20 protein-coding genes are annotated in these 22236 nt (G+C 64.0%); 4 read left to right on the top strand and 16 right to left on the bottom strand.

Annotated elements, in window-relative coordinates; genetic code table 11:
* Window positions 1-40: 40 nt before the first annotated feature.
* The 8 genes from AC3WLM_RS05500 to AC3WLM_RS05535 form a co-directional block, all read right to left on the bottom strand.
* Window positions 41-2062 carry an ATP-binding protein gene (locus AC3WLM_RS05500; RefSeq protein ID WP_492476821.1) on the bottom strand — a complete coding sequence of 674 codons (2022 nt, stop codon included), beginning with the start codon at window positions 2060-2062 and terminating at the stop codon, window positions 41-43.
* Window positions 2063-2404, bottom strand: a complete 342-nt coding sequence (locus tag AC3WLM_RS05505) for a lysozyme inhibitor LprI family protein (RefSeq protein ID WP_052241989.1) — start codon at window positions 2402-2404, stop codon at window positions 2063-2065.
* 142 nt (window positions 2405-2546) lie between these two features.
* Window positions 2547-3830, bottom strand: coding sequence for an O-acetylhomoserine aminocarboxypropyltransferase (locus AC3WLM_RS05510; RefSeq protein WP_492476822.1), 1284 nt, complete (start codon window positions 3828-3830; stop codon window positions 2547-2549).
* Window positions 3831-3862: 32 nt separating this feature from the next.
* Complete coding sequence (gene scpA, locus AC3WLM_RS05515; RefSeq protein WP_492476823.1) at window positions 3863-6004, bottom strand: methylmalonyl-CoA mutase; 2142 nt, start codon at window positions 6002-6004, stop codon at window positions 3863-3865.
* A gap of 117 nt (window positions 6005-6121) precedes the next feature.
* Window positions 6122-6562, bottom strand: coding sequence for a methylmalonyl-CoA epimerase (mce, locus tag AC3WLM_RS05520; RefSeq protein ID WP_427463901.1), 441 nt, complete (start codon window positions 6560-6562; stop codon window positions 6122-6124).
* A gap of 2 nt (window positions 6563-6564) precedes the next feature.
* Window positions 6565-7743 carry an acetyl-CoA C-acyltransferase family protein gene (locus AC3WLM_RS05525; protein ID WP_492476824.1) on the bottom strand — a complete coding sequence of 393 codons (1179 nt, stop codon included), beginning with the start codon at window positions 7741-7743 and terminating at the stop codon, window positions 6565-6567.
* 12 nt (window positions 7744-7755) lie between these two features.
* On the bottom strand, window positions 7756-8088 hold the full coding sequence (locus AC3WLM_RS05530) for a hypothetical protein (protein ID WP_492476825.1): 333 nt from the start codon (window positions 8086-8088) through the stop codon (window positions 7756-7758).
* A gap of 7 nt (window positions 8089-8095) precedes the next feature.
* Window positions 8096-9622, bottom strand: coding sequence for an acyl-CoA carboxylase subunit beta (locus AC3WLM_RS05535; protein ID WP_039331816.1), 1527 nt, complete (start codon window positions 9620-9622; stop codon window positions 8096-8098).
* Between the two features lie 225 nt (window positions 9623-9847).
* On the opposite strand from AC3WLM_RS05535, the gene AC3WLM_RS05540 reads away from it, so the two are divergent.
* A complete protein-coding gene (locus tag AC3WLM_RS05540) occupies window positions 9848-11257 on the top strand; it encodes a helix-turn-helix domain-containing protein (protein WP_039331814.1) in 1410 nt (469 codons plus the stop codon).
* 35 nt (window positions 11258-11292) lie between these two features.
* On the opposite strand, the gene AC3WLM_RS05545 is transcribed toward AC3WLM_RS05540, so the two are convergent.
* The 4 genes from AC3WLM_RS05545 to AC3WLM_RS05560 form a co-directional block, all read right to left on the bottom strand.
* Window positions 11293-11670: a VOC family protein gene (locus tag AC3WLM_RS05545; RefSeq protein ID WP_039331812.1), complete on the bottom strand. Its 378-nt coding sequence runs from the start codon at window positions 11668-11670 to the stop codon at window positions 11293-11295.
* A 93-nt stretch (window positions 11671-11763) separates the two neighbouring features.
* Window positions 11764-12912, bottom strand: a complete 1149-nt coding sequence (locus AC3WLM_RS05550) for a dipeptidase (protein WP_492476826.1) — start codon at window positions 12910-12912, stop codon at window positions 11764-11766.
* 141 nt (window positions 12913-13053) lie between these two features.
* Window positions 13054-14391 (bottom strand): MFS transporter, encoded by a 1338-nt coding sequence (locus tag AC3WLM_RS05555; protein WP_492476827.1) that lies wholly within the window; start codon window positions 14389-14391, stop codon window positions 13054-13056.
* Window positions 14392-14438: 47 nt separating this feature from the next.
* On the bottom strand, window positions 14439-14912 hold the full coding sequence (locus AC3WLM_RS05560) for a Saro_0803 family transcriptional regulator (protein ID WP_039331808.1): 474 nt from the start codon (window positions 14910-14912) through the stop codon (window positions 14439-14441).
* 67 nt (window positions 14913-14979) lie between these two features.
* Between AC3WLM_RS05560 and nov1 the strand changes: the two genes are divergently transcribed.
* From nov1 to AC3WLM_RS05575, 3 genes are read left to right on the top strand one after another with little or no spacing between them, the layout of a single operon-like run.
* Complete coding sequence (gene nov1 / locus AC3WLM_RS05565) at window positions 14980-16464, top strand: lignostilbene-alpha,beta-dioxygenase NOV1 (protein ID WP_062342694.1); 1485 nt, start codon at window positions 14980-14982, stop codon at window positions 16462-16464.
* Window positions 16461-16922, top strand: coding sequence for a DUF3237 domain-containing protein (locus AC3WLM_RS05570; RefSeq protein ID WP_427463914.1), 462 nt, complete (start codon window positions 16461-16463; stop codon window positions 16920-16922). The genes nov1 and AC3WLM_RS05570 overlap by 4 nt, the downstream gene beginning before the upstream one ends.
* 42 nt (window positions 16923-16964) lie before the next feature.
* The gene (locus tag AC3WLM_RS05575) at window positions 16965-17300 is read left to right on the top strand and encodes a hypothetical protein (RefSeq protein ID WP_492476828.1); all 336 of its coding nucleotides are present in this window, start codon (window positions 16965-16967) and stop codon (window positions 17298-17300) included.
* Here AC3WLM_RS05575 and AC3WLM_RS05580 read toward each other — a convergent pair.
* The 4 genes from AC3WLM_RS05580 to AC3WLM_RS05595 all read right to left on the bottom strand — a co-directional run bounded on the left by AC3WLM_RS05580 (window position 17297) and on the right by AC3WLM_RS05595 (window position 22189).
* The gene (locus tag AC3WLM_RS05580) at window positions 17297-18880 is read right to left on the bottom strand and encodes an MFS transporter (RefSeq protein ID WP_039331802.1); all 1584 of its coding nucleotides are present in this window, start codon (window positions 18878-18880) and stop codon (window positions 17297-17299) included. The genes AC3WLM_RS05575 and AC3WLM_RS05580 overlap by 4 nt on opposite strands.
* Window positions 18881-18902: 22 nt before the next feature.
* On the bottom strand, window positions 18903-19958 hold the full coding sequence (locus tag AC3WLM_RS05585; RefSeq protein WP_492476829.1) for an amidohydrolase family protein: 1056 nt from the start codon (window positions 19956-19958) through the stop codon (window positions 18903-18905).
* A 37-nt stretch (window positions 19959-19995) separates the two neighbouring features.
* Window positions 19996-20670: a DUF2490 domain-containing protein gene (locus AC3WLM_RS05590; RefSeq protein WP_492476830.1), complete on the bottom strand. Its 675-nt coding sequence runs from the start codon at window positions 20668-20670 to the stop codon at window positions 19996-19998.
* 88 nt (window positions 20671-20758) lie between these two features.
* Window positions 20759-22189 (bottom strand): NAD-dependent succinate-semialdehyde dehydrogenase, encoded by a 1431-nt coding sequence (locus AC3WLM_RS05595; RefSeq protein WP_062342704.1) that lies wholly within the window; start codon window positions 22187-22189, stop codon window positions 20759-20761.
* Window positions 22190-22236 lie beyond the last annotated feature (47 nt).

A 22236-nucleotide genomic window follows, 5' to 3' on the forward strand; every position in this document is an offset into this window, starting at 1 on the left:
GTCGCAGCGGGGTGGGCACATGGCGCCGCCCCGCCCGGCCTCACTCCATTTCCAGAATGATCGCGTCGACCGCCAGGCTGTCGCCCGCCTTGGCGTTGACCGACTTGACCTTGCCCGCCTTTTCGGCGCGCAGGATGTTCTCCATCTTCATCGCTTCGACCACGGCCAGCGGCTGGCCTGCTTCCACGGTATCGCCCTCGCCCACGTTGAGGCTGACGAGCAGGCCCGGCATCGGGCAGATCAGGAACTTCGAAAGATCGGGCGGGATCTTTTCGATCATGTGCCTGGTCAGGTGCGCGATGTGGGCGGGCAGCACCTGCACGTCATGGATCGCGCCCCGCGTCGTCAGCTTGAACCCGGCGCGCGTGGTCTCGACCTTCACTGACAGCGGCTTGTCGTCGACCTCGCAGTGGACCATGCGATCGCCAGGGGTGTATTCCAGCGCGATGTCGATGGCCTTGCCGTCAACGCTGATCTCGTCCTCGGTCAGTTCCACCGCATAGGTCGAACCACCGATCTTTACCGCCCATTCCGACGGCGGATCGAGATCGTGGCCAAGCTGGTTGTCGACCTGCCGCGCCCGGTCCGACCGCGCGGTGGCAAGAAATGCTGCCAGCGCCGCCAGCGTTTGCTTCAGTTCGTCCGACGTTGCCGCGCCGTGGAAGCCCTCCGGGTATTCCTCGGCAATGAAGCCTGTGGTCAGCTCGCCCGAACGGAAGCGCGGGTGCTGCATGATCGCGCCCAAGAAATCGATGTTGTGGCCAAGCCCTTCGATCTCGAATGCGTCGAGTGCCTGGATCTGCTTGTCCGCTGCCTCGTCGCGCGTTTTGCCCCAGGTCACCAGCTTGGCAATCATCGGGTCATAGAACATCGAAACTTCGCCGCCTTCATAGACGCCATCGTCCACGCGCACGCCATCGACGCCGCGACGGCCATTGGCCTGTCCATCGTCGGTCCATCCCGCCAGCGGCGGGTTGTAGCGGATCAGGCGCCCGGTCGAGGGCAGGAAACCGCGATAGGGATCTTCGGCATAGACGCGGTTTTCGATCGCCCAGCCGTCGATCGTGATATCGTCCTGGGTCATCTGCAACTTCTCGCCATAGGCGACGCGGATCATCTGCTCGACAAGGTCGATGCCGGTGATCGCCTCGGTGACGGGATGCTCCACCTGCAGGCGGGTGTTCATTTCAAGGAAGTAGAAGCTCTCGCCGCTCGGGTCAGCGCCCGACACGATCAGTTCCACTGTGCCTGCGGAGTAATAGCCCACCGCGCGGGCCAGCGCGACGCACTGTTCGCCCATGGCCTTGCGCATCTTCGGGGTGACGAAGGGCGAAGGCGCTTCTTCGACCACCTTCTGGTGGCGGCGCTGGATCGAGCATTCGCGCTCGTTCAGGTACAGAATGTTGCCGTGCTTGTCGCCGAGGATCTGGATCTCGATGTGACGCGGGTTGAGGATGAACTTCTCGATGAACACGCGGTCATCGCCGAACGAGTTCAGCCCCTCGCGCTTCACCGCCTCGAAGCCCTCGCGCACGTCCTTCTCGCTGTAGGCAAGGCGCATGCCCTTGCCGCCACCGCCGGCCGAGGCCTTCATCATCACCGGATAGCCGATCTCGTCCGAAATGCGCACGGCATGCTCGGTATCCTCGATCTCGCCGACGAAACCGGGGACGACATTGACGCCCGCTTCCTTGGCGAGCTTCTTGGACTCGATCTTGTCGCCCATCGCGGCAATCGCGCCGACAGGGGGGCCAATGAACGCGATGTTCTCAGCCGCCAGCGCCTCGGCAAACGAGGTGCGCTCGGACAGGAAGCCGTAACCCGGATGCACCGCTTCGGCGCCGGTCTGCTTGCACGCCGCGATGATCTTGTCCGCGATCAGGTACGACTGCGCGGCAGGCGCCGGCCCGATATGCACGGCTTCATCTGCCATCTGCACGAACGGCGCCCGCGCATCCGCATCGGAATAGACCGCGACGGTCTGGATACCCATGCGACGCGCCGTCTTGATCACACGGCAGGCAATTTCACCACGGTTGGCGATGAGGATCTTCTTGAACATTCAGATATCCTTGGCGAGTTCGGCGAGCATTTCCGTGCGCTCGATCGTAAGATTGGTCAGGCAGTTGATATGAAGCATCTTGTCTAGCGAAACGCCCAGATCGAAAGGCCAGCGTGCTTCACACTCGGCATCGCGAAACGTCAGCCAGGCGCGCTGCGCCGCACGAAGCCGAGCCTCATCATCAGGCGACCGCTCTCGGAAGAGACGGAGCGTAGTCTTCCACTGCGCATTCAAGGCCCGGTCGGCTTTCAAGAATTCGGAATGAGCGCAATCATTGAGTTCGGCTTGAACGGACGTGTTCTTGCAGTCGGGCGAAACGCTGACTGCCGCGAGCATCAGCATTAGAGACATGCCGAAGCCTCCACTTCTAGCGTCGCCCCGGGCTTGACCCGAAGTCCCGCTAATCCCGTGACCGCGCAAAAGGCAGCGGGACCCCGGGTCAAACCCGGGGTGACGGGGAAGAGGCAAGGCGAAGGTGCCAAGATCACACCAGCTCCAGCGCCTGCGCCAGATCGGCGACGATGTCGTCGATGTGTTCGATGCCCACCGACACGCGCACGGTGTCCGCGCCCGCGCCCGCGGCCACCAGCTCTTCCTCGCCCAACTGGCTGTGCGTGGTCGAGGCGGGGTGGATGATCAGCGAGCGGGTATCGCCGATGTTGGCGAGGTGGCTGAACAGCTTGACCGACTGGACCAGCTTGACGCCCGCTTCGTAGCCGCCCTTCACGCCGAAGGTGAACACCGCCCCGCCCTTGCCGCCAAGGTACTGGCGGGCCAATTGGTGATACGGGTCTTCCGGCAGGCCCGCATAGCTGACCCACGCCACCTTGGGGTGGGCCTGCAGCCACTGCGCCAGATGCAGCGCATTGCTGCAGTGCCGCTCCATGCGCAGTGCGAGCGTTTCCATGCCGGTCAGCGTCAGGAACGCATTCATCGGCGCCATCGACGGACCAAGATCGCGCAGGCCCAACACGCGGCAGCCGATGATGAAGGCGATGGGGCCGACCGGCTTCAATGCCTCGGTCAGCACCGCGCCGTGGTAGCTCGGGTTGGGCTGCGACAGCGAGGGGAACTTGGCACTCGCCGCCCAGTCGAACTTGCCCGAATCCACGATCAGCCCGCCGATGGAATTGCCGTGGCCGTTGAGGAACTTGGTGCACGAATGGACGACGATGTCCGCGCCATGTTCGATCGGGCGGCACAGCGCGGGGCTCGCCATCGTGTTGTCGACGATCAGCGGCACACCAGCCGCATGGGCAACCTCGGCAATCGCCGCGATGTCCTGCACCACGCCGCCGGGATTGGCGAGGCTTTCGATGAAGACACCACGCGTCTTGTCGGTGATTGCGGCGGCAACGGCAGCTGGATCGTCGGCATCGACGAAAACCGCCTTCCAGCCGAACTTGGCAAAGCTGTGCGCAAACTGGTTGAGCGTGCCGCCATAGAGCTTATTGGCCGCAACGATCTCGCAGCCCGGCTCCATCAGGGTGTGAAACACGATGAACTGCGCGGCATGGCCCGATGCCACGCCCAGCGCAGCCACGCCGCCTTCCAACGCCGCAATCTTCGCTTCAAGCGCGGCATTGGTCGGGTTCATGATGCGCGTGTAGATGTTGCCGAACTCGGCCAGCGAGAACAGGTTCGCGGCGTGCTCGGCACTGTCGAACACGTAGCTGGCCGTCTGGTAGATCGGCGTGATCCGCGCCTTGGTGGTCGGATCAGGCTCGCACCCGGCGTGGACCGACAGCGTTTCGAGCTTCTGTGTCATCGCATCTCTCCCGTTGTAAGGCGCGAATACTATCAGGCGGCGTCGATCTCGCTACCCGGCGGCGGCATGTTGTGGCCAAGCAGGCGCAGCATGTCTGCGGCGCATTCGACCACGTTCGAGCCTGGACCGTAGATGCCCTGCACCCCGGCTTCGCGCAGGAAATCGTAGTCCTGCGGCGGGATCACGCCCCCTGCCACGACCTTGATGTCCGCACGGCCTGCGGCCTTGAGATGGCCGATCAGTTCGGGGATCAGCGTCTTGTGCCCGGCGGCGAGCGAAGATGCGCCAACCGCATCGACGTCCTTCTCGAGTGCCAGCGCGGCAGCTTCCTCGGGCGTCTGGAACAGCGGGCCGGAGGTCACCTCGAAGCCCATGTCGCCAAAGGCCGAGGCAATCACGTTGGCACCGCGATCGTGCCCGTCCTGGCCCATCTTGGCGACGAGCATGCGGGGCTTGCGGCCAAGCCGGCGCGTCACCGCCTCGACGCCATCCAGCACCTGCTGGTAGCGCGAATCCCCGGCATAGGCCGAGCCGTAGACGCCCTTCACCGGGGTCGGGAAAGTGCCGTGGCGGCCGAACACGACTTCCATCGCATCCGAAATCTCGCCCAGCGTGGCGCGGTGTCGCGCAGCTTCCACGGCGAGTTCCAGCAGGTTGCCGCCGGTCTTTGCACCTTCGGTCAAGGCATTAAGCGCAGCACGGCACTTCGTTTCGTCACGCGTCTCGCGCACGCGCTTGATGCGGGCGATCTGGGCTTCGCGGACAACATGGTTGTCGACTTCCAGCGTTTCGAGCTTGTCCTCGCTCGCCAGGCGATACTTGTTCACGCCGACGATCACGTCCTCGCCACGGTCGACGCGGGCCTGACGCCCGGCGGCGGCTTCCTCGATCATCGCCTTGGGCCAGCCAGCGGCCACAGCCTTGGCCATGCCGCCATCGGCCTCGACGCGCTCAATGATTTCCCAGGCCTTGTCGACCAGTTCCTGCGTCAGCGCCTCGATGTAGTACGACCCGCCGAGCGGATCGACCACGTTGCACATGCCGGTCTCTTCCTGGATCACGATCTGCGTGTTGCGCGCGATACGGGCGGAAAAGTCGGTCGGTAGCGCGATGGCTTCGTCAAGCGCGTTGGTGTGCAGCGACTGGGTGCCGCCCAGCATCGCGGCCATTGCCTCGATCGTGGTGCGGATGACGTTGTTGTAGGGGTCCTGCTCCTGCAAGGACACGCCCGAAGTCTGGCAGTGGGTGCGCAGCATCTTGGAGCGCTCGTCCTTGGCGCCCAGCTTGGTCATCACCCGGTGCCACAGCACGCGCGCGGCGCGCAGCTTGGCCACTTCCATGAAGAAGTTCATGCCGATGGCGAAGAAGAACGACAGGCGCCCGGCGAACTTGTCGATGTCCAGCCCCGAGGCGACGCCATACTTCACGTATTCCATGCCGTCGGCGATGGTGAAGGCCAGTTCCTGCACCTGCGTCGCCCCGGCTTCCTGCATGTGGTAGCCGGAAATCGAGATCGAGTTGAACTTGGGCATCTCGCGGCTGGTGTAGCCGAAGATGTCCGAGATGATCCGCATCGAGGGCTCGGGTGGGTAGATGTAGGTGTTGCGGACCATGAACTCCTTGAGGATGTCGTTCTGGATGGTCCCGTCGAGCAGCTTGCGATCTACGCCCTGCTCTTCACCCGCCACGATGAAGAATGCGAGGATCGGAATGACCGCGCCGTTCATCGTCATCGATACCGACATCTGATCGAGCGGAATGCCGTCGAAAAGGATCTTCATGTCCTCGACGCTGTCGATGGCAACGCCCGCCTTGCCGACGTCACCCACCACGCGCGGATGGTCGGAGTCATAGCCACGGTGCGTGGCAAGGTCGAAGGCGACCGAGAGGCCCTTCTGACCCGCGGCAAGGTTGCGGCGATAGAAGGCGTTGGATTCCTCGGCGGTGGAAAAGCCGGCGTACTGGCGAATGGTCCAGGGGCGGCCCGTATACATCGAGGCGCGGACGCCGCGCGTGAACGGGGCGAAACCGGGCAGGCCGGGGTCTGCCGTCACATCCTCGGCGGTGTAGAGTGGCTTGACCGCGATGCCTTCCGGCGTCTGCCAGGTCAGGTCCTTGCCCTTCACTTCCTTGGCGGCGGCGGCCTGCCAGTCGGCCAGTGTCTTGTCGGTCATTTTGCCATCTCGCACGTCATGCTGAACTTGTTTCAGCATCCATTTTGCCACTCGAACCGCCGTGCCATTCGCACGATGGACCCTGAAACAAGTTCAGGGTGACGGTTATCCCAAACCTCAGTGATGCCCGCCCTTCGGCGTCTCCATGATCTCGGTCAGCTGCCCGCCCATGTCCTTGGGGTGCACGAAGAAGATCAGCGTTCCGTGGGCGCCGATGCGCGGCTCACCCAGCACGCGCTTGCCCTGCCCCTCGAACCAGGCCTTGGCCTCGTGAATATCGGGCACTTCGTAGCAAAGGTGGTGCTGCCCGCCCAAGGGATTGGCCGCGAGCCACTTGCCCACTGCGCTGTCTGGGCTGGTCGGCTGGATCAGCTCGATCTGCGTCCCCGCCGTGCCGTTCTCGCCCGGCGTATTGACGAAGCACACCCGCACCTGCTGGCTTTCCAGCACGAACGGCTCGGTGATGTCCGAAGCGCCCATCACGTCGCGATAGAACGCAATCGAAGCGTCGATGTCCGGCGTCGCGACGCCGACATGATTGAGACGGCCCAGCTTCATGTTCAGACCTTCTCGATGACCATGGCGATGCCCTGACCGCCGCCGATGCACATGGTGATGAGGCCATAGCGCCCACCGGTGCGGTGCAGTTCGTACATCGTCTTGATCGTCAGGATCGCGCCGGTCGCACCGATCGGATGGCCGAGCGAGATGCCCGAGCCGTTGACGTTGGTCTTTGCCGGATCGAAGCCCAGTTCCTTGGCCACGCCGCAGGCCTGCGCCGCGAAAGCCTCGTTGCTTTCGATCACGTCGATCTGGTCGAGCGTCAGACCCGCGCGCGCCAGCGCCACCGGCACGGCCTTGACCGGGCCAAGGCCCATCACGTTCGGTTCCACGCCCGCATGGCCCCAGCCGAGGATCTTGGCCATCGGCTTCAGCCCATGTTCTTCAACCGCCTTGCCGCTGGCGAGCACGACCGCTGCCGCACCGTCGTTGATTCCGCTCGCGTTGCCGGCGGTAACCGTGCCGTCCTTCTTGAACACCGGCTTGAGGCCAGCCATCGCCTCGACCGAGGCATCGGCGCGCACGTGCTCATCCGTATCGAACACCGTTACGCCCTTGCGGGTCTTGATCTCGACCGGGACGATCTGCTCCTTGAAGTAGCCCGCTGCGATGGCTGCGGCCGCGCGCTTGTGGCTTTCCACCGCCAGCGCGTCCTGCTCCTCGCGGCTGATCTGGCAGCGCTCGGCCACGTTCTCCGCCGTCACGCCCATGTGGATGTTCTCGAACGGATCGTGCAGCGCGCCGAGCATGGCGTCCATCAGCACCTGGTCGCCCATCTTCTGCCCGTTGCGCGCGGTCAGCACCATGTGCGGCGCGTTCGACATGCTTTCAGCGCCGCCGCCGATGGCAATGTCCTGCTCGCCAAGGGCAATGCCCTGCGCTGCCGAGACGATCGCCTGCAGGCCCGAACCGCACAAGCGGTTGACGTTCATGGCGGGAGCCTCGATCGGCACGCCCGCGTTTACCGCCGCGACGCGGCTGACATAGGCATCCTTGGGCTGGGTCGGCACGACCGTGCCGATCACCACGTTCTGCACCTTGTCAGGCGTGATCCCGGCGCGGGCAATCGCTTCCTTGATGACAATCGCGCCGGTTTCGGCCGGACGCAGCGAGGCCAGCCCGCCGCCGAAAGAACCGATGGCGGTACGCGCGCCCGAGACGATGTAGATGTCGGTCATTTATTTGAACCCCTATTCGACGCCCTTTTTCCGCGTCACTTCTTCGATGGCTCGCGCTTCTTTTTCGGACACTCCATGTTCCTTTAAGAACGCTCGATCCTGGTCACTAAATCCCATGCTGCTCGGATCTCGCTCGTAGTTCTGCTGCTCCGCCGGATTGAGTGTTGCCCCTTGCAGTGTTTTTCGCGCATCCGATTGCTTAGTGTCCGAATAGTAAGTCGATCCAGAATTGTCGTCGGGACGCGAGGAGCAATAAGCAACCCCCACAATTAAAATGCCAAGCGCTACCGACTGTTGGAATGTAATGCCTTTCTTCGGACCGGTAGGGAGGGGAGCATTGCTCATATCAACCTCACAGCGGAATGTTGTCGTGCTTCTTCCACGGGTTCTCGAGGCTCTTGTTCTTGAGCTTCCTGAGACCCAGCGCGACACGGCGGCGCGTCGAGTGCGGGTGGATCACCTCGTCGACGAAGCCCTTGCTCGCCGCCACGAACGGGTTGGCGAAGCGGTCCTCGTATTCCTTGGTCTTCACCGCCTGCTCTTCGGCGGAAAGCCCGCGGAAGATGATCTCGACCGCGCCCTTGGCGCCCATCACCGCGATTTCGGCGGTCGGCCAGGCGTAGTTGAGATCGCCGCGCAGGTGCTTGGAGGCCATCACGTCATAGGCGCCGCCATAGGCCTTGCGGGTGATGACGGTGATCTTCGGCACGGTCGCCTCGGCATAGGCGAAGAGCAGCTTGGCGCCGTGCTTGATGATGCCATTGTGCTCCTGCGCCGTGCCGGGGAGGAAGCCCGGAACGTCGACGAAGGTCACGATCGGAATGTTGAACGCATCGCAGAAGCGCACGAACCGCGCGGCCTTCTTGGAGGAGTTGATGTCGAGCACACCTGCCAGCACCATCGGCTGGTTGGCGACCACACCCACGGTGCGGCCTTCGACGCGCCCGAAACCGCAGATGATGTTCGCGGCATGCTTGGGCTGGATCTCGAAGAACTCGCCCTCGTCCACTGTCTTGCGGATGACTTCGTGCATGTCATAGGGCTGCGTCGCCGAAGCCGGCACGATGGTATCGAGGCTGGGCTCGAGGCGGTCGTAAGGATCCGAGGTGGGCCGCTCGGGCACGTCCTGGCGGTTCGACAGCGGCAGGTAATCGAAGAAATCGCGCGCCGCCAGCAGCGCCTCGATGTCGTTCTCCAGCGCGAGGTCGGCGACCGAGGTCTTGGTCGTGTGCGTCACCGCGCCGCCCAGTTCCTCTTGGCTGACGACCTCGTTGGTCACGGTCTTGACCACATCCGGGCCGGTGACGAACATGTACGAGCTGTCCTTCACCATGAAGATGAAGTCGGTCATGGCAGGCGAATAGACCGCGCCGCCCGCGCACGGCCCCATGATCAGCGAAAGCTGCGGCACCACGCCCGAGGCCAGCACGTTGCGCTGGAACACTTCGGCATAGCCACCGAGCGACGCCACGCCTTCCTGGATGCGTGCGCCGCCGGAATCGTTGAGGCCGATCACCGGCGCGCCGACCTTCAGCGCCATGTCCATGATCTTGCAGATCTTCTGTGCGTGCCGTTCCGAAAGCGATCCGCCGAACACCGTGAAGTCCTGGCTGAACACATAGACCAGACGGCCGTTGATCGTGCCCGATCCGGTGACCACGCCATCGCCCGGAATGACGGTGTCGGGCATGCCGAAGTCGACGCAGTTATGCTCGACGTACATGTCCACTTCCTCGAAGCTGCCCTCATCCAGCAGCACTTCGAGGCGTTCGCGTGCGGTCAGCTTGCCCTTGGCATGTTGGGCATCGATGCGCTTCTGCCCGCCACCCAGCCGCGCGGCTTCCCGGCGCTTTTCCATTTCGGCGATATTGGCGGACATGCGTGGCATCCCTTCTTCTGACTGGCGGACCGTTTTCTGCTGCGACTCCGGCCTGCTCCTCCTCCCCGAGGCGCCACGCCAGAGCCGCGCCCGCGCCCTGCCGGAACGACACCGGGCGCGGATCGGCGTTCCAACTGCGCCACGCCGCTTGCCAAGTCCAATGTTATTCTGCAAACTTGCGAAGGATCACTTTGCAAAACCGGCCGAAGCTGGGGGACGGGATAAATGGCGCGACGCCGCTTGTTTGCAGGCGAACAACTCAAGGCTCTGCGCGTCACGCGAAAGCTGCGCCAAGGCGAGATGGCATCGCTTCTGGGGATCAGCGCCTCCTATCTCTCGCAGATCGAGAATGACGAGCGCCCCCTGACCCCTGCGCTGACCGATCGGTTGCAGCAGAGCTTTCCGGTCGAATGGCAGGACTTCGCTGCCGACCGGGTCGAGCCGGTGCTTTCCGCCTTGCGCGATGCCACCGCCGATCCGATGCTGGGCCAGATGCTTCCCGGCGATCAGGTGGAGCGCGTTGCAGAGCAATACCCCGCCTTCGCCCAGGCCTTCGCCCAGTTGTGGGACCAGCACCGCCGCTCGGTTCAGCGGCTCGAAGCCATCGACGAGGCGCTGGGATCGGACAGTATCTCCGGAGGCCGCCTGCCGTGGGAAGAAGTGCGCGACTGGTTCCACCACGCCAACAACTACGTCGATACCATCGACCGCGCCGCCGAACGACTGGCGGTGCGGCTATCCGGCACCGGGCTGACGCCGACATCGGCGCAAATGGCAAGCTGGCTGGAGAGTCGCGGCATCGCGGTTGAACAGGTCAGCGGCGGGGCAATGCGGCGCTTCGACCCCGAAGCGCGCCGCCTCACCATAGACCCCAACCAGCCGATCGAATCCGCCCGGTTCCAGATCGCATACCAGCTGGCGGCCGAAGCCCTGCGCGATGAAATCAGCGCCATCGTCGGCGAGGCAACGCTGCAATCGGACGCCGCGCGCCAGCTCCTGACCGTAGGCCTGGGCAATTATGCGGCAGGCGCGCTGATCATGCCCTACGAATGGTTCCGCACCCGCGCCCGTGCGCTGCGGCATGATATCGATCAGCTGCGCTTGACTTTCGGGGCCAGCTTCGAGCAGGTCTGCCATCGCCTGTCGACGCTGCAACGCCCGCAGGCGCGCGGGATTCCGATGTTCTTCTGCCGCGTCGACATGGCCGGCAACATCACCAAGCGCCACTCGGCCACGCGCCTTCAGTTCGCCCGCTTCGGCGGTGCCTGCCCGCTATGGGTGGTGCACGAAGCCGTGGCGATCCCCGATCGCATCCACGTACAGGCCGCAGAAATGCCCGATGGCGTGCGCTATGTCTCGATTGCCAAGGGCCTGGTGAAGCCTTCGGGCAGCTATTATCGCATACCGCGCCGCTACGCCGTGGCCCTGGGCTGCGAGGCGGCGTTGGCCGATGAGTTCATCTATGCCGACGGGATCAATCTTGCACGGCCCGAGGCCGTGACGCGGATCGGCATTTCCTGCCGCATCTGCCCGCGCGACAAGTGCGACCAGCGCGCCTTCCCGCCCAGCGACCGCGCCATCGTGGTCGACCCGCATGCCCGCGATCTGGTGCCTTACGGGATCACGGACATGTGAAGGCCGCCCCGGCTCGATACCGGGGCGGCTGGCGATCAGGCGTTGGGATTGGGCGCGAAAGCGCAGATCTTGTTGCCATCCGGATCGCGCAGGTAGGCGCCATACTGCTTGCCCGGCGAGTTTTCGCGAACGCCCGGCTGACCTTCGCAGGTGCCGCCGTTAGCAAGGCCTGCGGCGTGCCAGGCATCAACCACCGAGGAATCGGCCGCCTTGAAGCCGAGCGTGTAGCCATTGGAGACGGTGTGCGCTTCGCCGTTGCTTGGCTTCGCCACGATCAGCGAGCCGTTGGGCGAAGGGAACAGCGTGCCGTGCGGCAGTTCCACCGCATTGTGACCGAGAGTCTGCATTACCGCGCTGTAGAACTTGCGCGACTTTTCGATGTCATTGGTGCCAAGGAAAGTGTGGGTAAACAAGGTGGTCTCTCCGTCCAGATTGTTATTGAACCAAACTATCTTGCCGCCTTCCCGCCCTTGCGTCGAGAGCGAAAATGGCGGCGAAATGAAACGTCAGAACGTCGTCGCGCTTTCAAGCGGGGCATCGCTGCGGTGCGCGGCGGCATAAGCCTCGGCAGCCTTCATCACCCGCAGGATGTTACCGCTGGCAAGCTTCCCGAGATCCGCCTTCGACCAGCCGCGCCGGGACAGTTCGGCGAAGAGCACGGGGTAGGTCGAGACGTCTTCCATGCCCTGCACCGTGGCCTCGACACCATCGAGGTCTCCGCCGAGGCCGACGTGGCCGACGCCGATCAATTTTGCAATGTGATCAATATGATCCGCGACGTCCTTGACGCTGCCGCGCGGCATCGGGTTAGCCTTGTCCCATGCCGCGAGCGCCGCCTTCTCGGCGGCGGGATCGCCACGATTGAGCGCCTTGGCGCGCGCCGCTTCGGCGTCCCGCGCAGCGCTCCATTGTCGTGCCGCTTCAACGACATAGGGCGGATAGAAGTTGACCATGACGATGCCGCCAGCAACGCCGATCGCCTTCAGCGTCTCGTCCGAGACATTGCGGGCGTGGTGGTTGATCGCACGGGCGTTGGAGTGGCTTACGATCGGCGGCGGACCGGCCAGCGCCAGCACGTCACGCATGGTCGCCTCGCTAACGTGGGCGAGGTCGACCAGCATGCCAAGCCGTTGCATTTCCTTGACAACTTGTCTTCCGAACGGCGTCAGACCATCGTGCGCGGGGGCGTCGGTGGCGCTATCCGCCCAGGCATTGTTCCTGAAATGCGTGAGCGTCATGTAGCGCGCGCCTAAAGCGTGCATCTGGCGCAGGACGCCCAGCGAGCCGCCTATCGAATGGCCGCCCTCCATGCCGATGAGCGAGGCTATCTTCTTTGATTTCCACGCTTTTTCAACGCAGGCCGTGTCGGTGCAGAACTGCATTTCGGCCGGATGCCGCGCGATCAGGCGCTTCATCACGTCTATCTGTTCGAGCGTAGCCTGCACCGCCTGCGGCTCTGGCAGATCGGCCGAGACATAGACCGACCAGAACTGCGCTCCCACATTCCCGGCGCGCATTCTGGGCAAGTCGGTCATCATCCCGACGCTGCGCGTGTCATTGAAATCAAAGCCTTCCAGAACATCCTTGCGGCGTTCGCGGAGCTGCTCGGGGACGTCGTTATGGCCGTCCCAGACCAGTGGAGAGGAACTTTCCAACTCTCGCGAACTCTGGGGTGACTCTGCGGCAACTCCCCCGCAACTCCCCCATAACAGGGCCATGCAAAGCAGGGGCGAAACGAGGCTTCTGGTCACGCGCATTCCACCCCCTTCGATCCGGTCAAGGATGCTGAAGTGATCCTACCCCGCAGGCTGATCCGCCATCACGTCGTCGCCATCGCGCTCGGGCAGCATCAGGAACAGCACGAGGCTGAGAACCGAGCCCATTGCCATGATGATCGACACCGTCAGCAGTTGGTCGTCTCCCAACCAGCCGAACAGGGTGCCCGCCAGCAACGGACTGCCCGCAGCGCCCAGCCGCCCGACGCCCAGCGCGAAACCTGTGCCGGTGGCCCGCGCATAGGCCGGGAAGCCGCGCGCAAAGGCGGCATAGTAGCCGCTGATCGCCGCATTGGTGAAGAAACCGGCGATCATCGTCGCCATTTGCCACGCATTGAGCGTATCACGCCCGGTGCCGAACCAGGCCACCAGCATCGCGCCGATCAGCAGCATCAGCGCGGTCGGCCACCTGACCCCCAGCCGCGCCATCACGAAGCCGAAAAGCGCGCTGCCCAGGAACCCGCCGATGTTGGCATATGTCAGCACCGTGGCCGCCTGCGCCGGAGGATAGCCCGGCGGATAATCGGACACGATCTGCACCCCGAACTTCAGGATGTAATAGAAGGTAATGCAGTGGAACGTGTAGCCGAACGCGAGGAGCAGGGTGACCGGGCGCAGTCTGGGGTTGGACAGGATATCGGTTACCCGAGGCTTGGCGGTACCCGCCACGATCACCGGCAGATCGCTGATGGCAGGCTTGCCAAACGCGGCGAGCGTGCGGTTCACGCCCGCCAGATCGCGCTTCGTTGTCAAGTATGCCGCCGTTTCGGGCACCAGCACCAGGATGACCGGGATCAACACTGCGGTCACCCCCGCGCCGAACACAAACACCGCGTGCCAGCTGTAGGTGGGTAGCAGCCATTCCGATGCGGCAATTCCGCCGACGATCGCGCCCAGCGGATAGCCCGCCACATAGACCGCGATGGCGACAGAGCGCCAACGGCTGTTGGTGCTTTCGGCGACCACCGCGTTGGTGGTGGTGAGCATCCCGCCGATGCCGATGCCGGTGAGGAACCGGTAGGCAACCATCGGCTGAACCGCCGTCGCGATGCTTGCCAGATACATGCCAACCGCCATCAGCACGAGGCAGGCAAGCATGGTAAACTTGCGGCCATACCGGTCTGCCGCCCCACCGAGCAGCACCGAACCGAAGCCCATGCCGAGCAGCTCGGCCGAAAGCACCACGCCCAGCGCCGGGCGGGCAATGCCCCAATCGGCGGTGATCCCCGGCGCGGCAAAGGCGCTCGACAGCACGTCAAACCCGTCAAGCGCGTTCAACAGCACCATCAGGACCACCACGATCCACTGGCGGACACCCATGGGCGTCTGCTCGATCACCTCGCGCGGGGTTTGTGACATGCGGCCCGAATCCTCTCCAAGAATGGCTTATTGCTATCTGATATAACTTATTCGTGGATTCTGGAAAGCAGTTCGATGAGTTGCCGCACTTCCTTGTCGGTAAAGCGGCTTTTCACCCAGGCCTCGTGCTCGCCGATGGCCTGCTTGGCCCGGGCCAGCATTTCGACGCCAGCGGGCTCGAGGAACAGCGCCTGCTTGCGCCCGTCCCGTGGCGAGCGATCACGCCGCAGGAAATGCTTGGCCTGAAGGCGGTTGATGATCGCCATGGTCGTGGCGCGGTCCATCCGCAGGCGCTGCGCCAGATCGGTCTGGGCGATGCCGGGGTGATCGTCGACCAGCCAGAGCACCGACACCTGCTTCTGCGTGAGATCGAGATCGGTGAAGGTTTCGGTGAAATGCCTGAGGCACGCGCCGTGGGCGAGACGGATGTGGAAGCCGAGAATATCGTTGATCGCGCCGACGTCATCCTCGTCGGTGTGGCCGACGGGCGCGATGGCGTCGGCGAATTTGTCCTTGATCAATGCCTGCCCCCAACGATTGCGCTTGTCTAATTGTTAGCATTACATACAATATCGCGAGGAGGATGCCATGGCTCAATTTCCGAACACCCCCAGCTTCACGGGATTCAACACGCCATCGCGGATCGAGGCGGATATCGCCGATCTGGCCCACGAAGGCACGATTCCGCAAGGGTTAAACGGCGCATTCTATCGCGTCCAGCCCGACCCGCAGTTTCCTCCGCGTCTTGCCGACGACATTGCGTTCAATGGCGATGGCATGATCACCCGCTTTCATATCCATGACGGCCAGGTGGACTTCCGCCAACGCTGGGCAAAGACGGACAAATGGAAGCTGGAGAACGCAGCCGGAAAGGCCCTGTTCGGCGCCTATCGCAACCCGCTGACCGATGACGAAGCGGTCAAGGGCGAGATCCGTTCGACCGCCAACACCAACGCCTTCATCTTCGGCGGCAAGCTGTGGGCGATGAAGGAGGACTCCCCTGCCCTCGTAATGGATCCGGCAACGATGGAGACGTTCGGGTTCGAGAAGTTCGGCGGCAAGATGACCGGGCAGACCTTTACCGCGCATCCCAAGGTCGATCCCAGGACCGGCAACATGGTCGCCATCGGCTACGCCGCGAGCGGGCTGTGCACCGACGATGTGACCTACATGGAAGTGAGTCCGACAGGCGAGCTGATCCGCGAGGTGTGGTTCAAGGTGCCCTACTACTGCATGATGCATGACTTCGGCATCACCGAGGATTACCTGGTGCTGCACATCGTGCCTTCGATCGGCAGCTGGGACCGCCTGGAAAAGGGCATGCCGCACTTTGGCTTCGACACGACCAAGCCGGTGCACCTTGGCATCATTCCCCGCCGCGATGACGTGCGTCAGGAAGACATCCGCTGGTTCACACGCGACAACTGCTTTGCCAGCCACGTGCTCAACGCCTGGCAGGAAGGGACGAAGGTCCACTTCGTGACGTGCGAGGCGAAGAACAACATGTTCCCGTTCTTCCCGGACGTCCACGGTGCACCGTTCAACGGCATGGAAGCGATGAGCTACCCGACGGACTGGGTGGTCGACATGGCAAGCAATGGCGAGGACTTTGCCGAGATCGTGAGGCTTTCGGACACGGCGTCGGAGTTCCCGCGCATCGACGATCGCTTTGCGGGACGCAAGACCCGCCACGGCTGGTTCCTCGAGATGGACATGAAACGCCCGGTCGAGCTGCGCGGTGGCAGTGCCGGTGGACTGCTGATGAACTGCCTGTTCCACAAGGATTTCGAAACGGGGCGCGAACAGCACTGGTGGTGCGGCCCGGTATCGAGCCTGCAGGAACCGTGCTTCGTGCCGCGCTCCAAGGATGCTCCCGAAGGCGACGGCTGGATCGTGCAGGTTTGCAACCGGCTGGAAGAGCAGCGCAGCGACCTGCTGATCTTCGACGCGCTGGAGATCGAGAAGGGCCCGGTGGCCACAGTGCACATCCCCATCCGCCTGCGCTTCGGCCTGCATGGCAACTGGGCGAATGCGGATGAGATCGGGCTGGTGGAGAAGGAGATGGCTGCGTGATCCAACCGGGCCTCGAGTTCGTCTATGAGGCTACCGGCGAGCTGGAGCCGCCGGTGGCGATCGGCGAGACCTTTGACGGGACGCGGCGGATCATTCCGATCGTCGGCGGCGGTCGCGTGGAAGGGCCGCTGATCAGGGGCAAGCTGATCGGAAATGCGGCGGACTGGCAGGTGACGCGGCCTGACGGGGTGACCGTGGCCGATGCGATCTATGCGCTCGAGACCGATGACGGGGTGGTGATCCAGATCCGCAATCGCGGGCTGCGGCACGGCCCTCCGGATGTAATGCAGCGGCTGGCATCAGGGCAGGAAGTCGATCCGGCGGAGTATTATTTCCGCACGGTGCCCGAGTTCATCGCGCCCAAGGGGAAGTATGACTGGATGAACCGGTCGATATTCGTCTGCTCGGGCGCACGCTATCCGCTGGGGATCAAGCTCTGGGTGTGGCGGGTGACTTGAGAAGTCGTTAGAGCGCAGGACTCCTCGATCCTAGGCGCACCGATGGCCCGCAAGCATTCCAAGCACGGTTCCTGGCAGGATACCGAAGATGAGGCCGAAGCGCCGCCGCCGCCGCCATGTTGGCTCTGCGGGCGTCCTACCGGTTCGACCATCGTCTGGCATCACCCCGTGCCCAAGAGCCGGGGTGGGCGCGAGACCGTACCGATGCATGCGATCTGCCAGAATACGCTGATCACCACATTCACAAACTCCGAACTGCAGCGCGCCGGGATGGACGCTTCGGTTCTGCTGGCCAACCCGGCAATCGCTAAGTTCGTGAGCTGGGTCGCCAACAAGGACCCAGACTTCAACGCGGCAATCACGAAGAAGCCTCGCTAGGCCGCGGCGCGCTCCAGCAGCGTTGCCTCGTCCCTCTGCGCGCGGCGAGCGATGAAGAGCATCAGGACCGCGATGGGAATTGCCACCGCGTTGATGGAGAGCATCGCGGTGCGCAAGCTGCCGGTGGCGTCGGACAGGAGGCCCACGACATAGGGACCGATGCCCATGCCAAGTATCGTCATCACCAGCAGGTAGAGGCTGGCGGTGAGCCCTCTCATGCGCGGCAGGACCTGATCGTACATGATCGCATAGAGTGGCGGCATCCAGCCGGTGAGGATGAAGCTGTAGATCAGGAAGCGGGCATAGAAGCTGCCGGGATCGGCGGCGAAATAGACCCAGAACGACATGACCGGCGAAGCTGCCATCGCGAACAGGGCGACCCATGCGCGACCGGCGCCGGGGAAGCGCTGGTTCAACCAATCGGACAGCGGGCCCCATGCCAGCGGGCCGATGATGCCCATGGCAGCCGAGAGCAGGCCGAACTGCAGCGCGGTTTCCTGCATGGTCAGGCCATAGGTGCGGATCAGGAAGCTGGGGTTGAAGGCCATCATGCCGTAGTTGATTACCGACTGCAGCGTGCCCACGGCAATGCACATCATCACCGTGGGCGAGCGGGAGATGACGCGGAAAGCCTGGGCATCGCCCAGCTTCATGCCCTGCATCAGGTTGACGATGACGAAGACGCCGAGGCCGATAACGCTCCATTGCAGCGCGTGCGGGTTGAGCGTTATGCTGCCGAGTTGCATCGGCGGCTTGGGGCTGATCGCGTTGCTCAGCAGCGTGAGCGCGTAAGCAGCCACGGCGATGAGGGTGAGCGCCACAAGGTTGCCGCGCACCATGGCGGGGCTGGCGCCCCTGCCCTTCATGCCAATCCAGTGGAAGCCGGGGGTGACCGAGCCGAGCAGCGCGAGGCTCCTGGCGAAGGGATGGGCTTCGGGTGCGGTTTCGATGCCGTCCATCTGCCCGCGCTGCGGCTCCTTCAGCATCCACACGAAAGCGGCAAGGACGAAGCCGGGGGCAGCAGCGACGAGGAAAGCGAATTGCCAGCCCTTGAGCCCGCCCGCCGCATGGCTGGCGTCCCACCATGCCGCGGCGACGCCACCCAGGATGAGCGAGCCGCCCAGGCCGAGAGCGATGGCCGAAGCGATGACGGACATGACGAAGCCGCGGCGGTGCTTGGGCCAGAAGTCATAGAGCAGCGAGGTGCCGGCCGGCGCCGTCGCCGCCTCGCCAATGCCGACGCCGAGGCGCGACAGGGCGAGCATGGCGAAGCTCGAGGCGAACCCGGCAAGGCCGGTGGCGGTAGACCAGAACAGCAGGCTGATGGCCAGCAGGCGAGTGCGCACCCAGCCATCGGCAAGGCGCCCGACGGGAAGCGAGAACAGCGCATAGAACAGCGCGAAGACGGTGCCATAGAGCAGACCCATCTCGGCATCGCCGATGTCCAGGTCCTTCTTGATCGCGGGCGCGAGGATGGCGAGGATCTGGCGGTCGAGCAGGCTCATCGCGTTGGTCAGCGCGACGAGGATCAGCGCGTACCATGCGCCGGGGGCCAGGGTACGGCGCGGTTCGGTGGTCATATTCTCTCCCTGCGCCTGCGGATCACAGCTTGAACCACTTCTCCGCATTCGTCTGGAAGAACTTCTTCTTGGTTTCAGCGCTCATGTCCATCGCATCCATCGCGCGGACTTCGTCGGCGACGTACTGGTAGGGGTAGTCCATCGCATACATCACGCGGTCTTCGCCCATGACCTGCTGGCAGAACTTGATCGCCGGCTCCCACGCCACGCCCGAATTGGTGACGAGGACGTTGGACTGGAGGTATTCGGCGATAGTCTTCTTGAGCGGCTTCATGCGTTCATAGCGCTGCGAACGGACACCGGCCTGGTGCATGTAGTCGAGGCGGTAGAGCCAGTACGGCAGCGCCTCGCCCATGTGGCCGACCATGATCTGCAGGCTCGGGTACTTGTCGAAGATGCCGATGGTGATGAGGCGCAGCAGGTGCATGCCGGTTTCAACGCCGAAGCCGAAGATCGCGCCATCGAGCCCGGCTTCGAGCATCGGATCGATCATCGAATCCGGCGACGTGGCGGGGTGGATGTAGAGCGGCTGGTCAACCTCGACGAGGGCGCGGAAGATCGGGTCGAAGAACTCCTCGTCGAGATAGCGGCCTTGCGTGTGGCTGTTGATCTGGATGCCCTTGAAGCCGAGCTCTTTCGCACCCCGATGGATTTCGCGAGCCGACCATTCCGGGTCCTGCGGGGCAATGGTGCCCATGCCGATGTAGCGGTCCGGGTACTTCTCGCAGGCAGCCGCGAGCGTGTCGTTGGCGCGGGCTGCGAGGGTCTTTGCCTCTTCGACATCGAGCAGCGGCTGGACACCGGGCGAGGTCAGCGCGAGGATGGCTTTGTCGATGCCGGTGGCATTCATGTCGGCGATGCGGCGCTCACCCAGATCGAGCAGGCGCTCGAGAATCTGGGTGGCGCGCTCGGACGGCGAGGTGGCATAGAAGCCCCATAGCGAGACCATGCCCTTGTCGGCGGTGCCATCGCGGATCATGCGCAGGTAGACGTCGATGATCTCGCGCGTGGCGAAGGCTTCTTCGGTGGCGATGCGCAGGTAACCCTGCTCGCCTCCGGTCTTGAGTTCTGTGGTCATGCAGGCTTCCTTCCCGGAAAAGGCAGCCTGCGATCCATCATCTGCGGATGGTGAGCGACAGGCTGCCGATATGGTTCATGCGATCGGGCACGTTGAAACGATTGACGTACTGGCCCGAATATCCCGCCTCGATGGCGATGCCCCTGGCGATGGGCACGCCCACCCCGGCAAAGCCGCGCAACTGGTCGAACCCGGCGCGCTGGCCCCATGCGGTGGTATCGAGGTTGACGAAGGGTTCGGCCCAGACGATGGCATTGAGGCCCTTGGCCACCGGCGCATCGAGCCTGACCTGCTGGCGCAGGCGCCAGCCCATGCCGGAGCGACCTTCGAGCCAGCGCTGTTCGAGACGCGTGCGCGAGGTCACCGTAGTCCTGCCGGGGCCGCCCACCAGGCGAACCAGCGCCTGCTGGAACATGCGGTGTTCGTCGGTCGGTGTGCCGTTCAGCGGTTCGGTGCGGACGTAGGCGTAGCCCAGGAACAGGGTGTCGCTCGGCGTGATGCGATAGCCGACGGCGGGGCGCAGCAGCACCTGCCCAAGCCGGTCCGCGCCATCGGTGAAGCGCAGTTGCACATCGGTGAAGAGCAGGACTTTCTGCCCGACCTCGATCGTCGAGAACTGGGCCAGCCAGACCTGTTCGTCCTCTTGCGCGGCCATGGCGCAGGGCGCGGACAGGAGGCTGGTGGCAGCCAGCAGGGCGCGCGATGGACGCATGGGAAGCTCCGGGCAACAGGGGGTGACCCTTTCGCGCTAGTATCAGCATGTTGCCCGCAGGTTTCCAGAACACGTCAAAGCCTGCCTTTCAGCCTTCGTGCACGGCCTTGGTGACCATGCAGGCGAGCACGCCTTCGGGGCCGTCTTCCGCGCCGTGGCCCGACCACCTTACGCCCCCGAACGGAGAGTCCGCGCCGCCGATCATGGTGGTGTTGAGACCCAACATGCCGGTCTCGATCTCGCGAGCCAGACGCTTCTGGCGCGAGGCGCTTTCGGTCCAGGCATAGGCGGCGAGGCCATAGGGCAAGCGATTGGCCTCGGTGATCATCGCCTCTTCGCCGCTGAAGGGGTTGATCAAGGCGACCGGGCCGAACGGCTCTTCGTTCATGATGGCCGCGTCGAGCGGGACTTCGGAGAGGACTGTGGGCGCGTAGAAGTAGCCCGCATTGCCGATGCGCTCACCACCGGTGTGGGTGCGGGCGCCGCGCGTGACAGCATCGCCGATCAGGCGGTCCATCGCCTCGGGTCGGCGGGCGTTGGCCATCGGGCCCATCTGGGAGCCGTCCTCAAGGCCGTTGCCGACCTTGATGCGGCCGACGCGCTCGGCAAAGCCGTCGCGGAAGCGTTCGAAGACGTTCTCCTCGACGATGAAGCGTGTGGGGCTGACGCAGACTTGCCCCGCATTGCGGTACTTTGACGCGGCCATCGTATCGAGGGCCTTGTCCACATCGGCATCGCCGAAGATCAGGACCGGGCCATGGCCGCCCAATTCCATTGTCGTGCGCAGCATGTTGTCGGCGGCAAGGCGCATGAGGTGCTTGCCGACAACGGTCGAGCCGGTGAACGACAGCTTGCGGATGACGGGTGAGCCGAGCAGGTGGCGGCTGACTTCATCGGGCACGCCGAACACGGCCTGCGCTACTTCCTTGGGCAGCCCGGCATCGAGCAGGCACTGGAGCACGCCAAGGGCCGAAGCGGGCGTTTCTTCTGCAGCCTTGAGGATGACCGAGCAGCCAGCGGCGATGGGCGCGCCGAGCTTGCGACCCGGATTGCCGAGCGGGAAGTTCCATGGCGCGAAGGCAGCGACAGGGCCGACGGGTTCGTGGGTGATCGTGCTGCGCTGTCCGGCGGGGCGGACCAGCGTGCGGCCATAGATGCGGAAGACTTCGCCGGCGTAGAAATTGAACAGACCGACGTTCATCAGAACTTCGATGCGCGCCTCGGGCAGGGTCTTGCCCTCTTCCATCGTGGCGATGCGGGCGAGGTCCTCCTGCCGCTCCATCATCAGACGAGCCGCGCCCTGAAGCACGGCAGCGCGCTGTTGCGGCGTGCTTTCGCGCCAGATGCGGAAGCCCCTGGCGGCAACTTCAAGCGCGCGATCGAGATCGGCGGCTTCGGCCAGCGGCAGCTCGCCGATGGTCTCGCCGGTGGCGGGATTTACGACGGCGTGGGTACGGCGGCCTGCGCCGGAAATGCGCTCGCCATCAATGATCATGTGAAGCGTGGGATAAGTGGTCATTGCCAATCCATGGTTGCCGACGGGGGCCGGGAGGAGATGGCCCCCGC

This window comes from Novosphingobium sp. FW305-C-30-35, from assembly GCF_058783135.1.

Coding starts and splice junctions, on each gene's coding strand:
- AC3WLM_RS05580 (WP_039331802.1), bottom strand. CDS start 18,880: ATGACCACCGAACCGCGCCGTACCCTGGCCCCCGGCGCATGGTACGCG.
- AC3WLM_RS05500 (WP_492476821.1), bottom strand. CDS start 2,062: ATGTTCAAGAAGATCCTCATCGCCAACCGTGGTGAAATTGCCTGCCGT.
- AC3WLM_RS05530 (WP_492476825.1), bottom strand. CDS start 8,088: ATGAGCAATGCTCCCCTCCCTACCGGTCCGAAGAAAGGCATTACATTC.
- AC3WLM_RS05595 (WP_062342704.1), bottom strand. CDS start 22,189: ATGACCACTTATCCCACGCTTCACATGATCATTGATGGCGAGCGCATT.
- AC3WLM_RS05540 (WP_039331814.1), top strand. CDS start 9,848: ATGGCGCGACGCCGCTTGTTTGCAGGCGAACAACTCAAGGCTCTGCGC.
- nov1 (WP_062342694.1), top strand. CDS start 14,980: ATGGCTCAATTTCCGAACACCCCCAGCTTCACGGGATTCAACACGCCA.
- AC3WLM_RS05555 (WP_492476827.1), bottom strand. CDS start 14,391: ATGTCACAAACCCCGCGCGAGGTGATCGAGCAGACGCCCATGGGTGTC.
- AC3WLM_RS05525 (WP_492476824.1), bottom strand. CDS start 7,743: ATGACCGACATCTACATCGTCTCGGGCGCGCGTACCGCCATCGGTTCT.
- AC3WLM_RS05535 (WP_039331816.1), bottom strand. CDS start 9,622: ATGTCCGCCAATATCGCCGAAATGGAAAAGCGCCGGGAAGCCGCGCGG.
- AC3WLM_RS05590 (WP_492476830.1), bottom strand. CDS start 20,670: ATGCGTCCATCGCGCGCCCTGCTGGCTGCCACCAGCCTCCTGTCCGCG.
- AC3WLM_RS05585 (WP_492476829.1), bottom strand. CDS start 19,958: ATGACCACAGAACTCAAGACCGGAGGCGAGCAGGGTTACCTGCGCATC.
- AC3WLM_RS05575 (WP_492476828.1), top strand. CDS start 16,965: ATGGCCCGCAAGCATTCCAAGCACGGTTCCTGGCAGGATACCGAAGAT.
- mce (WP_427463901.1), bottom strand. CDS start 6,562: ATGAAGCTGGGCCGTCTCAATCATGTCGGCGTCGCGACGCCGGACATC.
- AC3WLM_RS05510 (WP_492476822.1), bottom strand. CDS start 3,830: ATGACACAGAAGCTCGAAACGCTGTCGGTCCACGCCGGGTGCGAGCCT.
- scpA (WP_492476823.1), bottom strand. CDS start 6,004: ATGACCGACAAGACACTGGCCGACTGGCAGGCCGCCGCCGCCAAGGAA.
- AC3WLM_RS05505 (WP_052241989.1), bottom strand. CDS start 2,404: ATGCTGATGCTCGCGGCAGTCAGCGTTTCGCCCGACTGCAAGAACACG.